General features: G+C 63.2%; 14 protein-coding genes, 2 tRNA genes and 1 riboswitch. Of the genes, 7 read left to right on the forward strand and 9 right to left on the reverse strand.

The features are described 5' to 3' along the window. Positions 1-12 precede the first annotated feature (12 nt). Positions 13-2295, reverse strand: a complete 2283-nt coding sequence (locus EPO50_RS05640; protein ID WP_296341817.1) for a TonB-dependent siderophore receptor — start codon at positions 2293-2295, stop codon at positions 13-15. A 187-nt stretch (positions 2296-2482) separates the two neighbouring features. Beyond that, complete coding sequence (locus EPO50_RS05645; RefSeq protein WP_296341818.1) at positions 2483-3091, reverse strand: TetR/AcrR family transcriptional regulator; 609 nt, start codon at positions 3089-3091, stop codon at positions 2483-2485. 87 nt (positions 3092-3178) lie between these two features. On the opposite strand from EPO50_RS05645, the gene EPO50_RS05650 reads away from it, so the two are divergent. After that, on the forward strand, positions 3179-4669 hold the full coding sequence (locus tag EPO50_RS05650; protein WP_296341819.1) for an MFS transporter: 1491 nt from the start codon (positions 3179-3181) through the stop codon (positions 4667-4669). 10 nt (positions 4670-4679) lie between these two features. Here EPO50_RS05650 and EPO50_RS05655 read toward each other — a convergent pair. The 3 genes from EPO50_RS05655 to EPO50_RS05665 all read right to left on the reverse strand — a co-directional run bounded on the left by EPO50_RS05655 (position 4680) and on the right by EPO50_RS05665 (position 5194). Next, positions 4680-4756, reverse strand: a tRNA-Arg gene (locus EPO50_RS05655). 24 nt (positions 4757-4780) lie between these two features. After that, a complete protein-coding gene (locus EPO50_RS05660) occupies positions 4781-5083 on the reverse strand; it encodes an ETC complex I subunit (RefSeq protein ID WP_296341821.1) in 303 nt (100 codons plus the stop codon). Positions 5084-5117: 34 nt separating this feature from the next. After that, a tRNA-Pro gene (locus EPO50_RS05665) sits at positions 5118-5194 on the reverse strand. Between the two features lie 86 nt (positions 5195-5280). Between EPO50_RS05665 and EPO50_RS05670 the strand changes: the two genes are divergently transcribed. Beyond that, positions 5281-5688, forward strand: coding sequence for a DUF2237 domain-containing protein (locus EPO50_RS05670; protein WP_296341823.1), 408 nt, complete (start codon positions 5281-5283; stop codon positions 5686-5688). Here the strand turns inward: EPO50_RS05670 and EPO50_RS05675 are convergent, their stop codons facing one another. Both EPO50_RS05675 and EPO50_RS05680 read right to left on the reverse strand, forming a co-directional pair. Continuing rightward, positions 5689-6579, reverse strand: a complete 891-nt coding sequence (locus EPO50_RS05675) for a PhzF family phenazine biosynthesis protein (protein ID WP_296341825.1) — start codon at positions 6577-6579, stop codon at positions 5689-5691. A 1-nt stretch (position 6580) separates the two neighbouring features. Beyond that, positions 6581-8248 carry a formate--tetrahydrofolate ligase gene (locus EPO50_RS05680; protein ID WP_296341827.1) on the reverse strand — a complete coding sequence of 556 codons (1668 nt, stop codon included), beginning with the start codon at positions 8246-8248 and terminating at the stop codon, positions 6581-6583. A gap of 77 nt (positions 8249-8325) precedes the next feature. Here EPO50_RS05680 and EPO50_RS05685 point away from each other — a divergent pair, with 77 nt between their 5' ends. Further along, entirely contained in the window at positions 8326-8985 is a 660-nt protein-coding gene (locus EPO50_RS05685; protein WP_296341828.1) for an O-methyltransferase, read from the forward strand. 14 nt (positions 8986-8999) lie between these two features. Here the strand turns inward: EPO50_RS05685 and EPO50_RS05690 are convergent, their stop codons facing one another. After that, entirely contained in the window at positions 9000-9491 is a 492-nt protein-coding gene (locus EPO50_RS05690) for a DUF192 domain-containing protein (RefSeq protein WP_296341830.1), read from the reverse strand. Positions 9492-9570: 79 nt separating this feature from the next. Continuing rightward, positions 9571-9674, forward strand: a riboswitch (TPP riboswitch). On the opposite strand from EPO50_RS05690, the gene EPO50_RS05695 reads away from it, so the two are divergent. From EPO50_RS05695 to EPO50_RS05705, 3 genes are all read left to right on the forward strand, one after another. Next, positions 9660-10376, forward strand: coding sequence for an ABC transporter ATP-binding protein (locus EPO50_RS05695; protein ID WP_296341832.1), 717 nt, complete (start codon positions 9660-9662; stop codon positions 10374-10376). Its footprint overlaps the riboswitch before it by 15 nt. Beyond that, on the forward strand, positions 10373-11110 hold the full coding sequence (locus EPO50_RS05700; protein ID WP_296341834.1) for an ABC transporter permease: 738 nt from the start codon (positions 10373-10375) through the stop codon (positions 11108-11110). Before EPO50_RS05695 ends, EPO50_RS05700 begins: the two co-directional genes overlap by 4 nt. A 2-nt stretch (positions 11111-11112) precedes the next feature. Next, positions 11113-12054 (forward strand): ABC transporter substrate-binding protein, encoded by a 942-nt coding sequence (locus tag EPO50_RS05705; protein WP_296341836.1) that lies wholly within the window; start codon positions 11113-11115, stop codon positions 12052-12054. A gap of 7 nt (positions 12055-12061) precedes the next feature. Here the strand turns inward: EPO50_RS05705 and EPO50_RS05710 are convergent, their stop codons facing one another. After that, positions 12062-12580, reverse strand: coding sequence for a cold-shock protein (locus EPO50_RS05710; protein WP_296341838.1), 519 nt, complete (start codon positions 12578-12580; stop codon positions 12062-12064). Positions 12581-12701: 121 nt separating this feature from the next. Between EPO50_RS05710 and EPO50_RS05715 the strand changes: the two genes are divergently transcribed. After that, positions 12702-13580 carry an SDR family oxidoreductase gene (locus EPO50_RS05715; protein WP_296341839.1) on the forward strand — a complete coding sequence of 293 codons (879 nt, stop codon included), beginning with the start codon at positions 12702-12704 and terminating at the stop codon, positions 13578-13580. Position 13581: the final 1 nt, after the last annotated feature.

Genomic DNA, 13581 nt, shown 5'->3' on the forward strand with positions numbered 1-13581 from the left:
CGGTCGCCTCCCTCACAGTCGATAGTTGAGAGTGAGCATCGCCGTGGTGCCTGCACCTGGCACCGCACGGCCACCATCCGACGCGATGACACCTTCGTAGTACATCGTGTTGAACAGGTTGTAGACGTTGAGGCGTATGTCGTACCTCGGCTGCTTGTAGGCTGCCGTCAGGTCGAAGCGCGTGTAGGCCGGAACCGTCACGGTGTTCTGGTTGTTGGCGTAGCGCGCGCCCATATAGAACATGCCGCCACCGATCTCGTAGGTGTCCTTGATCGTATAGGTCGTCCAGATGTTGCCCGAATCTCTCGGCGTATTGAGCGGTACGTTACCCGTGGTGTTGGCTGCGGTGCCGTTCAGGATGCGGCCGTCGAGATAGGCATAGCCGCCGAACACCTGCCATTCAGGCAGAATGCGTCCGGCGAAGCCGATGCGCGCACCTTGCACCTGGATCTGGCCGGTGGGCGAGAACGTGCCGTCGGGATTGGTGGTGCGGGCATTGTTCTTGATGATCCGGAACAGTGCGCCGTTGAGCGAAAGGTTACCCTTCAGCAGCTCGTACTTGGCGCCGATCTCGAAGCCTGCGTTCGTTTCAGGCGGCAACGCCGTCGTGCCGGTCGTCGAGGTGAGCTGCTCGAGCGATGGATTGAACGAGGTGCTGTAGGAGAAGTAGTAGGACTGCTCCGGTGTCGGCTCGATGATCACGCCGGTGCGCACGCTCGTGTACGTATCCGTCTGCGTATAGTACGGAACGGCCGTATTGCCGGGCGTGTTCGCCGAATTGATCGAGTTGCCGATCTGCGCCGTGTAGACGTCCCAGCGCACACCGCCGACCAGCTTCAGCCAGGGCATGACCTGGATCGTGTCGTTGGCGTAGATACCCGCTCCCCAGGCTTGCGAGGACGCGTAGTTGCCCGGAACCGATGGCGTAGTCGATGGAGAATCGCCGCCAGTCGTAAAGCCGGCCGGCACGCACCCTGGTGAACCGGTGGGCAGTGCGGTGCCATTGCAGGTGCCGGTACGAGAGAAAGCCTTGTTGGTGTAGGACTCGTAGTTGAGATCGACGCCAGCCAGCAGCGTGTGACCGACGGGGCCCGTATCGAACTTGGCCGTCAACTCGGTCTGGTTCTCCAGCGTGATGTCGTTGACGTTTCGGTCACGGCTCAACTGGCGGACGTAGAGCGAGCTGAGCGGCAGGCCGCTCTGGACTGGTCCGCCTGGCCAGGCGGCCGGTGCCGCCACGAAAGCGCCATTTGCTGCAAGTGAGCCCACGAAGCCGCCCGAGGTCTCGCGGACGTTCGTATTCACCCACACGAATTCGGTCTGATTGCGCAGGCTCAGGTTCTGATTGAACTTGTGATCGACAGTGGCGTTGAGCGCGATGACGTCCTGGGCCGTATAGTCGTTGTTGAAGCCGTAGGCTGTGTTGCGCGGAACGTTGATCGGGAATCCGTTCAGGTTTGGCACGCCGTAGGCCACCTGATCCTTCTTGTGCTGCAGGATCGCCGACAGGGTGATCTCGGTCGGCGTGCCGATGCCCAGCTTCACCGACGGCGCGATGCCGAAGTCGAGGACGTTCGTCTGGTCCAGGGTCGAGGCCTTGCCGGCCTGAAACATCATCGAGACGCGGGCTGCGTTGGTTTCCTCGAACGGGACGTTGACGTCGGCTGTCGTGCGCACGAGGCCATTCGTCGTGGCCGAGAGGCTGAGCTCCGTCGCCTGCTTGAGGAAGGGCTTCTTCATCACCTGGTTGATGACGCCGCCGGTCGAACCACGACCGAACAGCATCGACGACGGCCCCATCAGGACCTCGACCTGCTCCAGTGCGAAGACATCACGGTAGTACTGGCCACGGTCGCGCATGCCGTCGAGGTAGATGTCGGTGCGTGCGGAGAAGCCGTTCAGGTTGATGTTGGTGCCGATGTTGCCGCCTTCGGCCGAGCCGATGGTGACACCCGGTGCGTTGCGCACCGCCTGCTCGAGCGTCGTGACGCCCTGGGACTGCATCAGTGCTCTGTTGATGACGACGACTGACTGCGGAACGTCCATCAGGTTCCCGGCCCCCATGCGGTTGATCGAACCGCGCGTGACCTGGAAGTCCTCGCTGGGGCGACTACCGGAGACCGTGATGGTCTGCATGGTCGCGGGCGCGCTGGTCGGGTCGCCCGGCTTGTTTTCCGTCGGCGGTGGCGCCGCAGGATCTGATGGCGTCGTGTTGGCCGGCGGCTGCTGGGCCATGGCGGTTGGAGCTACGAGCAGTCCAAGGAGGGCCGTCGTCGCTGGCATACGCTTCGCCATGAAATCTCCCCTGACAAAAAAACGCATTCCCCCGTCGATTGGGGCGAATGCAAGTCATTATCATGGAAGGGAAACGACATTGAGAATGAATCTCATGCAAATAGCGAAGGCAGCTTTGCATGCGAGCGACACAGTCAGTGCAACGAATGCCCTTTGGCTACTCAGGACATAGCGTGGTTGCTGACGATCAGTGCTTCCTGCTCGAACCTCGCGGCGGCGACAGTGGTTCGCCGACCAGCGCCTGAATATCTTTGAACATATCGAGCCATTCAGTCTGATCGATATCCATCAGACCGAAGAAGCGCAGCATGAAGGCCCCTTCGGTAGCAAGAAATGCGAGCCTCGCGCGGCGGTCTTCGCTCTTGGACATGTCGAGGCCCGCGGTGCGGCTGGAATACCAGGCGCGTGTCGAGGCAAGATCCTCTGGGGAGCGAATCAACGCGGCAAGTAAACTTGCCGCCTTGGCTTGTGTCGCCTCGTCCGACCGATGCGTCGCCTCGACATGCGCGCGGATGGCAGTAACGGGTGCGGGATTGGCCCCGGCGATCGCGCGAAACAGCTCGTCGTAGGAACTGCCCCACCGCTCGAACATCGCCACGATAAGGCCCTCCTTCGTGCCGAACGCGTACTGAACGCCCCCTTTCGTGATCCCTGTCGCTTTCGCCACTGCGTCGATCGTCAGGGCCGCCGCGCCGTGTTTGGTGACGATTTCCTCGGCAGCATCGAGCAAGTGCTCGCGATCGATCGTCCGAGGGCGACCTGGCGATCTGCCTTGTTCATCCACTTTATTTTTCATACGTATGTATTTATATTAGAACGATTGGCCGTACAAGCGCGGCCCAATGCGATTCCTCTTGGACTAGTGCGCTTTCATGGTGAGTAGATGACCATCAAGAACCGTTGGCTCGTGCTGACGATCCTATCCAGTGCCCTCTTCTTGATCGTCATCGACATGACAGTGCTCTACACGGCGCTGCCGCGTTTGACGCACGATCTAGCGGCCACGGCGTCGGAGAAGCTCTGGATCATCAACGCCTATCCGCTCGTGGTGGCCGGCCTCCTGCCAGGCCTTGGCACGCTCGGCGACAGGTTTGGCCATAAGCCGCTCTTCATCTACGGCCTCGGCGTGTTCGGCGCCGCGTCCCTGCTCGCCGCCTATGCGCCCGTTCCTGCGGTGCTGGTTGGCGCGCGCGTACTGCTCGCAGTCGGCGCAGCAATGATGATGCCGGCGACGCTCTCCATCATCCGGCTTACCTTCGAGGACGAACGGGAGCGCTCTTTCGCCATCGGCATCTGGGCGGCAATCGCGTCAGGTGGTGCTGCAATCGGACCGGTGCTCGGCGGTTTCCTGCTCGAATATTTCTGGTGGGGTTCGGTCTTCCTCATCAACGTTCCCGTCGTTCTGATCGCCTTGGCGCTTGCCGTCAGGGTCATTCCGGATCGACCGGCCAACACAGAACGTCCCTGGGACCTTATCGGCTCCGTACAGATTCTCGTTGGTCTGATTGGCATCGCCTATGCGATCAAGGAAGCAAGCAAACGCGCGCCATCATGGGAAGCCGTCGCCCTTGCCGCGATCATCGGCATCATCGCGTTGACGCTGTTCGTGCACCGCCAAAACCGACTGCCTCACAAGCTGATCGACTTTTCGCTGTTCCGAGACACCCGCTTCTCGTCGGGCGTGGCGACAGCGTTGATTGCCTCGCTCGCGCTAATCGGGCTCGAACTCGCAATCTCGCAGAGGCTTCAGCTAGTGCTCGGCCTGTCACCGCTTGAGGCTGGGCTATTCATCATACCAATCCCGCTCGCCGCTTTCCTTGCCGGGCCACTCACCGGGCTCCTCATGCCGCGCATCGGCGGGATCAACATCCTGTGGAGCTCCATGCTGGTTGCAGGAGCCGGCCTCGCGTTTTACCTGACCGTCCATAACGCTTCTCTCGGCGCACAGATCGCCGGCTTCGTCATACTGGGGTTCGGCATCGGTGCCGGGATGACCGCAGCATCGAGTGTCATCATGTTGAGCGCACCGGCCGATCGCGCCGGCATGGCCGCGTCGATCGAGGAGGTCTCCTATGAGCTCGGCGGCGCGATCGGCATCGCCATTCTCGGCAGCATCATGTCGGCGGTCTATTCGTTGTCGCTCGTACTGCCCGAAAGCATGGCTGTGTCGGAGATGGCCTATGACAGTCTCGACGAGGCCTTGATCATCGCTGAGAAAATGACCGGAGAGGCTGCGGCACTCCTCCGTCATCAGACTCACCAAGCCTTCGACCGGGCTTTTATTGTCGTTTCGGTCATAGCCAGCGCGCTGCTGCTTCTAACGGGCATCGCCGTCTGGCTCGGCACCCGCAAGCGCCGAACGCTTCTAGCGTAGAATGACAAGATGGTGCGCCCGGTTGGATTCGAACCAACGACCTACCGCTTAGAAGGCGGTTGCTCTAATCCCCTGAGCTACGGGCGCTTACCCGACAGTCGCTACGGACGCTCAATGCGTCCAACGGCCGACGCGTGTGTAGGAAAAATTGTCGGCATAGGCCTTGGGTCTCACTGGCCGGTTATGCGGCTGCTCGACCGTGTACTGCCAGCCGTTTTTCTCGGCATGGGCCTTGGCCTCTTCGAGGGTCGGGAAAAAGAGCCGGACCTGCTGCATGGTGTTGCGGGATCCCGTCCAGCCCATCAGCGGGTCGATCTCCTTGCGCGACGGCTCCGGCTCGAGCACCCATTCGAGGGTATTGGCCTGACCGGACTGCATGGCCGTCTTGGCCGGCTTGAAGATACGTACCTGCATGGACCTCGTCTCTCCGTCGACAGTGGGCTGGTGCTGGTCGGGGCGGCCGGATTCGAACCGACGACCTTCTGCGCCCAAGGCAGACGCGCTACCAGACTGCGCTACGCCCCGTTTCCTGCACCGCCACAATGACGCGAGGGTTTCTACCAGCGGGCCGGGCGGCTCGAAAGTGCAAATTCCAAGTGATACGGTGAGGCATGTTCGACCAGACACCCGAGGAAGGCCGTCCTGGCCGCGCCCCATCGATCAATGTCCTGGGGGGTGTGCTGGAGCCATGCTCTACGAGCCCGGTAACCGGCTTTTATCGCGACGGGTGCTGCAATACCGGCCGCGAAGACGTCGGCCTGCACACTGTTTGTGTCGTCATGACCGCCGAGTTCCTCGCTTTCTCCAGGTCGCAAGGCAATGACCTCAGCACACCGATGCCGCAGTACGGTTTTGCCGGCTTGCAGCCTGGCGACCGCTGGTGCCTCTGCGCCAGCCGCTGGAAAGAGGCGCTCGATGCCGGCGCCGCGCCGCTGGTCGTCCTCGAAGCCACGCACGTCGTCACCCTGCATGTCGTATCGCTCGAGGCCTTGAAGCAGTACGCCTTCCGACCGCACTGACTAGAGTTCGGCTTCTCCGCGCAGGACCGGAACGCACTGGCCGGCGATGGTGGCGCGGATGCCGTCCGCACCACGACGAGCAACGACGCGCAACAAGCTCGGCCGGCCCATGACGACACCCTGATGGATGTCGAATTGCTTCTCGGCGTCGCCCGACAGCGATAACAACAGCGCCCCTAACGGGCCCGCGGCACTGCCGGTCGCCGGGTCTTCGAAAGTACCGCCCAGTGGCGCGAACATCCGCGCCTGAACCCTGCTCTCGCCTTCGTGGGCATAAAGGTAGAGCCCGAGCCGGCCCTTGAGGGCGCTCTCGCGCATCACCGACCTGCGGAAAGCGGCGATGTCCGGCGTCGCGCGCGCCAATGCCGTTGCTTCGACCTCGGCAATGACGAAGGGATTGCCCAGCGATGCCTGCACCGGCCGATGCGCTCGCACGATCACGTCATCGACTTTCAGGTTGGCGCAGGCGGCAATCTCTTCGACCGGCAATTCGACACCGAGCGACAGCGGCTGCGGTGCTGCAATCGTCGCTCCGACTGGCGCCCCTGCCCCATCACGCTCGATTTGAACCTCGACGAGGCCAGCCAGCTCTTCGAACAGGAGCTTGCCGTCTTTGTCCCGGCCTTGTTGCGCCAGCACATAGCCAGTCCCGACATTGGGATGTCCGGCGAACGGCATCTCCGTCGTGCGCGTGAAGATGCGCACCCGTGCGGTGTTGGCGGGATTCTCCGGCGGCAACACGAAGGTCGTTTCGCTGAGATTGAACTCGGCAGCGAGAGACTGCATTTCCGCATCGCTCATGCCGCGCGCATCGGGGAACACGGCGAGCGGATTGCCGCCGAACCGTTGGTTCGTGAAGACGTCGACCGTCACGAAGGAATAGCGGCGCATGTCAGTGGAGTCCGTCGACTTCGCCCGACGGCGTGAGCCGGATGTGTTCCGCAGCAGGAACACGCGGCAGGCCGGGCATCGTCATAATGTCGCCCGCCAGCGCCACCACGAAGCCGGCACCCGCCGAAAGCCGGACCTCACGGATCGGCAGCGTGTGTCCGGTCGGCGCCCCACGCAGTTCGGGATCGGCGGCGAAACTGTACTGCGTCTTGGCAATGCAGACCGGCAGCTTGCCGTAGCCCGCCGCCTCCAGTGCCTTCAGTCGTCGTTGCGCCGGCCCGGCGATGGCAACGCCGGAGGCGCGATAGATTTCCCGCGCCACGGTCTCGATCTTCTGCGACAGCGGAAGATCATCGGGATAGAGCAGTTTGAAATTGGCCCTGCCCTCGTCGAGAGTGGCGACTGCCGCCCGAGCCAGCGCCTCGGCCCCTGCACCCCCCTTGGCCCAGTGCTCGCAGAGATAGGCCTTAGCGCCGGCCGCGGCGCACTTCTCCTCGATCACCTTCAGCTCGGCCGGCGTGTCGGTCAGGAAGCGATTGATGGCGACCAGCACTGGCAGACCGAACTTGCCCAGGTTCTCGACGTGACGCAGCAGGTTCGGCAGGCCGCGTTCGACAGCCGCAACGTCCTCCTTCGCCAAAGCCTTTTCGTCGGCCCCGCCATGGAGTTTCAGTGCCCGCACGGTCGCGACGACGACGGCGAGTTCAGGCTTCAAGCCGGCCTGACGGCACTTGATGTCGAGAAACTTCTCGGCCCCCAGGTCCGCGCCGAAGCCCGCTTCGGTAACGACATAGTCGCCCAGCGCCAGGGCCGCGCGGGTTGCGATCACCGAGTTGCAGCCGTGGGCGATGTTGGCGAACGGCCCGCCATGGATCAGCACTGGATTGTTTTCCAGCGTCTGCACGAGATTGGGCTTGGCCGCATCCTTGAGAACGGCGGCCATCGCTTCGGACGCCTTGAGATCGCCTGCTGTGATCGGCTTACCGTCACGCGTCTCGGCGACGACGATCTGCGACAGGCGCTTCTCGAGATCGGCAAGATCGCGGGCCAGGCAGAGAATCGCCATGACCTCCGATGCGGTTGTGATGTCGAAACGGCCCTGGCGCGGAAAGCCGTTGGCGACGCCACCCAGGCTTACGACAATGTCGCGCAGCGCGCGATCGTTCATGTCCATGACGCGCGGCCAGAACACGCGGCGGCTGTCGATGCCGAGCGTGTTGCCCCAGTAGATGTGATTGTCGAGCATCGCGGCCAGCAGGTTGTGGGCCGTCGTGATGGCGTGAAAGTCCCCAGTGAAATGCAGGTTGATGTCGGCCATGGGCACGATCTGCGCCTGCCCGCCGCCGGTGGCGCCGCCCTTCTGCCCGAAGCAAGGACCGAGGCTCGGCTCGCGCAGGGCAATCGCCGCCTTCCTGCCGATGCGGTTCAAGGCATCGCCAAGGCCGATCGTGGTCGTGGTCTTGCCCTCACCGGCCTTGGTCGGGCTGATGGCGGTGACCAGGATGAGGTGGCCCTGCTCGCGGCCTTCGAGCGATTTCAGATAGGCACCGTCGAGCTTGGCCTTGTCGCGGCCGTAGGGCTCCAGCGCTTCGTCTGGGATGCCGAGCCGTCCGGCGACTTCATTCATTGGCTTCTTGATTGCGCGCCGCGCGATCTCGATATCCGACATTATCGTTCCTCAAGCCCTACCACTCGACAGAGCCAGGACCCTAGCGGGCCAGACCAGTCGCGCCAACCGGAGAGACCATGAAGAGCTGGCCCAAAATCGAAGGTACCCTCACCGATTATGTCGATAGCAATTGGCTGCGCGAGCCGCCGCTGCGTCGCCGGCTGCGTGAGGAAACGGCGAAGATGCCGGGCGCCGGCATGCAGATATCGGCCCATCAGGGACAGCAGATCGGCCTTCTCGCACGCGCGGTCGGCGTCCGGCGCGCCGTCGAGGTCGGTACCTTCACGGGCTATTCCTCGCTCTGCATCGCCGAGGCGCTTCCGGCAGACGGCAAGCTCTGGTGCTGTGATGTCAGCACCGATTGGACCAAGGTCGCGCGACGCTATTGGAAGGAAGCGGGCGTCGACGGACGCATCGAGCTCACCATCGGCCCGGCACGCGACACGCTCGACTGGCTGCTGGCACAAGGCCTGACCGGCCAGCTCGACCTCGCCTTCATCGATGCCGACAAGGAGAACTACGACACCTACTATGAGCGCTGCCTAAAGCTGGTGCGGCCCGGCGGTCTCATCCTGGCCGACAATGTCCTGTGGGATGGCTCGGTGGCCGACCCGGCCGATGTCGATGCCGACACCAAAGCGATCCGCGCACTGAACGCCAAGCTCAAGTCAGACGAGCGTGTCGATCTCGTCCTGTTCGCCGTCGGCGATGGCATGACCTGCGCCCTCAAGCGCTGACGCGCAGCAACGGCTCAGCCGTTGCCGAAGATCGGGTGCTTGACCTTGTCGCCCGGCTTGATCCCCAGCATCCGCGCGCTGCCGCCGTTGATTTCGAGAACGGCGCGCACAGGGAACTTGCTGGGGATTGGATCGGTCGAGTGCGGCACGGCATTGGAGTGAATGCTACGGATCGTGCCATCTGCGGCGATGAAGAGCATGTCGAGCGGGATCAGCGTGTTCTTCATCCAGAAGCTGACCGGCGCTTCCTGATAGAAGTCGAACAGCATGCCATCGTAGGGGCCGAGCTTCTCGCGAAACATCAGGCCGCGAGCACGTTCGGTATCGTTGAGGGCCAGCTCGATGTCGAACTTGAGTTCCCGGCCGCCGGTCTCGATCAAGAGCGATGAGCGTTGGAACTGGATGTCGCCGCTGTTCTGCGCGAGGGCGGCGCCGGCTGCGAGAGCGAACGGTGCGCCAAGAAGGAGGCGACGGCCAAGCCGCCCTCCGGAACCTGCAAATGCCATAGCCATGGATAGAGCGTGGACGGCGATTTCGTCAAACCGATGATGCTTGCGTGACAGAGGCTCTGTAACCATAGTGGCCCCGCTCATCGGGGGGAGCCGCTTCGCGGCTGAGAGGTTCGAAAGAACGACCCCGGGAACCTGATCCGGTTAATGCCGGCGTAGGGACTGGTGGCTGACTTGGTCGTTCCTTCTCTCTCCGTGCGCGACGCGCGCATCGCCTTCGACGGCCACCTCGTTGCCGAGCGGTTGTCATTCGACATGCCCGCCGGACGCACGACTTGCCTGCTGGGCCGTAGCGGCGTCGGCAAGACTTCCCTGCTCCGTCATCTCGCCGGCCTTCTGCCGGACACCGCGCGCGCCGCACCGCTGGCCTATATGGCGCAGCAGGACCGGCTGCTGCCCTGGCTCAGCGTCCTCGACAATGTGCTCCTGGGCTACCGCTTGCGCGGCGACGATGCGGCACGCCGCGCGGCCGAGCCACGCGCCCGTGCCCTGCTGGCCGAGGTAGGGCTCGGCGACCGGCTTAGCGCTCTGCCTCGCACGCTCTCCGGTGGCATGCGCCAACGGGCAGCACTGGCCCGCACGCTGTGCGAGGATCGCCCGGTGATCCTGATGGACGAGCCCTTCGCCCATCTCGATGCCGTGACGCGCCTCGATCTACAGGACCTTGCCGTGCGCCTGCTGGCCGGACGAACGGCCGTGCTGGTCACACACGATCCGCTCGAAGCGCTGCGCGTTGGCCATGAAGTCCGGGTTCTGCACGGATCTCCCTTCACTGTGGGCCAGGCGATCGTTCCGCCGGGACCAGCGCCGCGCGACCCCGGCGATCCCGCGCTGCTGGCCCTGCAGGCGCAGCTGATTCGCGATCTACGGGGCATCGCGTGAGGCCGCTCATCACCGCGCTCGGCCTGCTCGTCGCCTGGGAACTCCTTGTGCGGCTCACAAGAGTGCCGCCGTACATCCTGCCGCCACCGTCGCGTGTTGCATCGGTCTTGATCGATCGCTTCGACTTGCTTCTGGAGCAGGCGCTGTGGACCGGTGCCGAAATGATCCTGGGCCTCGTGCTCGGTCTCGTGCTGGGCTCGGCACTCGCGGTCGTCTTTGCGGCCTCGGCGGGCTGGCGGCGCTGGGCACTGCCGTTGGTGATCGTCTCGCAGGCCATTCCGGTAATCGCCGTCGCTCCGCTGCTGGTGCTGTGGCTAGGCTACGGCATGGCCTCGAAAGTCGCGATGGCCGCCCTGGTGATCTTCTTCCCGGTGGTCAGCAGCCTCTATGACGGTCTGCGCCGAACCGACGAAGGCTGGCTTGAATTGGCGCGCACGATGGATGCGCCGCCACGCGCGATTCTCCTGCAGATCAAGCTGCCGGCAGCCCTGCCCGCCTTTGCGTCCGGCGCGCGTATCGCTGCTGCCGTCGCGCCGATCGGCGCGGTGATCGGCGAATGGGTCGGCGCCAGCGCCGGCCTCGGCTACCTGATGACCCAGCAACTCGCACGCGGACAGACGCCACTCGCCTTTGCCGCCCTGTTCGTTCTCTGCCTGCTGGGCCTCGGGCTCTACACGGCGACCGACCGCCTCCTGCGGCGGCTGGTGCCGTGGCAATCGTTTCAAGGAGACTGACGATGAAACTGCTGGTCCAACTGATTGCCGCGCTGGCACTTGTCTGCACCGCGTTGCCCGTGGCTGCGCAGGACAAGGTTCGCCTGCTGCTCGACTGGTTCGTCAACCCCGACCATGCTGCGCTGGTGATCGCCAAGCAGCGTGGTCTCTTCACCAAACACGGCCTCGACGTCGAGATGATCGCGCCGGCCGATCCCAATGCGCCGCCCAAGCTGGTGGCCGCAGGTCAGGCCGACTATGCCGTCTCCTATCAGCCGACCCTGCAGATGCTGGCGGCCGAGGGGCTGCCACTGGTGAGGATCGGCGTCCTTGTCGCCCAGCCGCTGAACTCGCTGGTCGCCCTCGAGGACTCAGCGGTGAAGACCATTGCCGACTTCAAGGGCCGCAAAATCGGCTACTCGGTATCGGGCTTCGAGGAAGCAGTCCTTGGCGCCATGCTGGAGAGCGCCGGCCTCACACTGAAAGACGTCACTCTGGTCAACGTCAACTTCGCCCTGACGACGGCGCTGATGAGCAAGCAGGTCGACGGCGTGATCGGCGCCTTCCGGAATTTCGAGCTGAACGACCTCGAGATCAACAAGGCGAAGGGCCGGCTCTGGCTCGTCGAGAAGCACGGTGTGCCGATGTACGACGAGCTGATCCTCGTCGCCAAACGCGAGACCGTCGATGCTGCCCGCACCAAGAAGCTCCTTGCCGCCATTGCCGAAGCGACAGCGTGGCTCAAAGCCAATCCCGCCGAGGGATGGGCTCTCTTCTCCAAGTACGGGAAGGAACTCGACAACGAGCTGAATCGGCTCGCTTGGAAGGATACCGTTCCACTGCTCACCGACGATCCGACGTCGTTGGACCGCAGCCGCTATGAGGCCTTCGCAGCTTTTCTGGTGAAGCGCGGGCTCATCAAGCAGGCGCCGCCTCTCGACAGCTACCTGCGTGATATCAGGTGAATGGAGCTCATGCGGCCCTGATCTCGACGACCTGAAGGCCCTTCTGGCCTTCGGCAACCCGGATCATCACCTTCTGGCCTGGGGCCAATGAATCCATGCCGTGTCGTCGCAAGACCGCGGCATGGACAAAGATGTCTCCGTCCTCGGCTTCTCGAGTCACGAAACCATAGCCACGTTCGTTATTGTACCACTTCACAAGGGCTGTAATGTACTCACCCATGGCGACGCCATCTGGAATCGGCGGCGGCTTGGGTGTCACAGCGACCGCCGTCGATGAGTCGACGTCGAGCACTCTCATGACCTGCCAGCCCTTAGGGCCGCGCACGCCAGCACACACAACCGTTGCACCGGGCTTGAGATCCTCATGCCCAGATTGACGAAGTGTCGTCACATGCAGGAACGCGTCGCTGTTGTCACTATCGAGGGCTAAGAACCCATAGCCCTTTACAGCGTTGAACCACTTGACCTTACCACGCAGCTCAACCGAACCGACGTCCCCGCTCGTCTCTCCCTGTTGGGTCGTCATTCAACGATCCCGTGTTGTTATGCGGAAATCCTAGCATCCCGGATGGACTACGCAACGGGCTTGTGAGGATTTGCGGCTCAAACTAGACGAAATGTTCTGAAGTTTTCGAGAGGTGAGTCCGATGTTCAAAACCGACCTGTTCAAGGGCAAGCGTTTCCTCGTTACCGGCGGTGGCACGGGCCTCGGTCGTATGATGATGGAGAAGTTCGTCGAGCTGGGTGCAGACTGTGTGATATGTGGCCGGCGCGGTGGCGTCCTTGAGGAAACCGCCAAGCAAGTGATGGAAAAGCATCCCGGCCGGCGGGTCGACGTGCACACCGTCGATATTCGTGTCGCCACGGCGGTCGAGGAGATGATCGAGCAGATCTGGGCAACGGGTCCGCTCGACGGCCTGGTCAACAACGCTGCCGGCAACTTCATCTCGCAGACCAAGGACCTGAGTCCGCGCGCCTTCGACGCGATCGCCAACATCGTCCTGCACGGCACGTTCTACATGACCAACGCCTGCGGCAAGCGGTGGATCGCCGAGAAGCGCAAGGCGAGCGTTCTCAGCATCCTCACAACCTGGGTATGGACCGGCAGCCCCTTCGTCGTGCCGTCGGCAATGTCGAAGGCCGGCGTTGCCGTCATGACCCAGAGCCTCGCCGTCGAATGGGCACGCCACGGCATCCGTCTCAATGCCATCGCACCCGGCCCCTTCCCGACCGAAGGCGCCTGGGCGCGGCTCAATCCGCTGCAGGAAGGTAACGACAGCCGCTACAACACCCGCAACCCGATGGGCCGGGTCGGCAAGCCGCACGAACTCGCGAACATGGCCGCGTTCCTGATGAGCGAGGAAGTCGAGTACATCAACGGCGAGGTCATCGCCATCGACGGCGGCATGGGTATCATGGGCAACGGAACGTTCTCCAACATGATGACCTACAGCGAAGACGATTGGCGCCGCATCCGCGACCAGATCCAGTCGACGAACGCCGCGGACAAGGTGAAGCGCGGCTGAG

The sequence above is a fragment of the Reyranella sp. genome (genome assembly GCF_004297405.1).
Taxonomy (GTDB): domain Bacteria; phylum Pseudomonadota; class Alphaproteobacteria; order Reyranellales; family Reyranellaceae; genus Reyranella.

Excerpts from the sequence above, each read along its gene's own strand:
- EPO50_RS05640 (WP_296341817.1), bottom strand. The coding sequence starts at position 2,295 with ATGGCGAAGCGTATGCCAGCGACGACGGCCCTCCTTGGACTGCTCGTA.
- EPO50_RS05645 (WP_296341818.1), bottom strand. The coding sequence starts at position 3,091 with ATGAAAAATAAAGTGGATGAACAAGGCAGATCGCCAGGTCGCCCTCGG.
- EPO50_RS05650 (WP_296341819.1), top strand. The coding sequence starts at position 3,179 with ATGACCATCAAGAACCGTTGGCTCGTGCTGACGATCCTATCCAGTGCC.
- EPO50_RS05660 (WP_296341821.1), bottom strand. The coding sequence starts at position 5,083 with ATGCAGGTACGTATCTTCAAGCCGGCCAAGACGGCCATGCAGTCCGGT.
- EPO50_RS05670 (WP_296341823.1), top strand. The coding sequence starts at position 5,281 with ATGTTCGACCAGACACCCGAGGAAGGCCGTCCTGGCCGCGCCCCATCG.
- EPO50_RS05675 (WP_296341825.1), bottom strand. The coding sequence starts at position 6,579 with ATGCGCCGCTATTCCTTCGTGACGGTCGACGTCTTCACGAACCAACGG.
- EPO50_RS05680 (WP_296341827.1), bottom strand. The coding sequence starts at position 8,248 with ATGTCGGATATCGAGATCGCGCGGCGCGCAATCAAGAAGCCAATGAAT.
- EPO50_RS05685 (WP_296341828.1), top strand. The coding sequence starts at position 8,326 with ATGAAGAGCTGGCCCAAAATCGAAGGTACCCTCACCGATTATGTCGAT.
- EPO50_RS05690 (WP_296341830.1), bottom strand. The coding sequence starts at position 9,491 with ATGGCATTTGCAGGTTCCGGAGGGCGGCTTGGCCGTCGCCTCCTTCTT.
- EPO50_RS05705 (WP_296341836.1), top strand. The coding sequence starts at position 11,113 with ATGAAACTGCTGGTCCAACTGATTGCCGCGCTGGCACTTGTCTGCACC.
- EPO50_RS05710 (WP_296341838.1), bottom strand. The coding sequence starts at position 12,580 with ATGACGACCCAACAGGGAGAGACGAGCGGGGACGTCGGTTCGGTTGAG.
- EPO50_RS05715 (WP_296341839.1), top strand. The coding sequence starts at position 12,702 with ATGTTCAAAACCGACCTGTTCAAGGGCAAGCGTTTCCTCGTTACCGGC.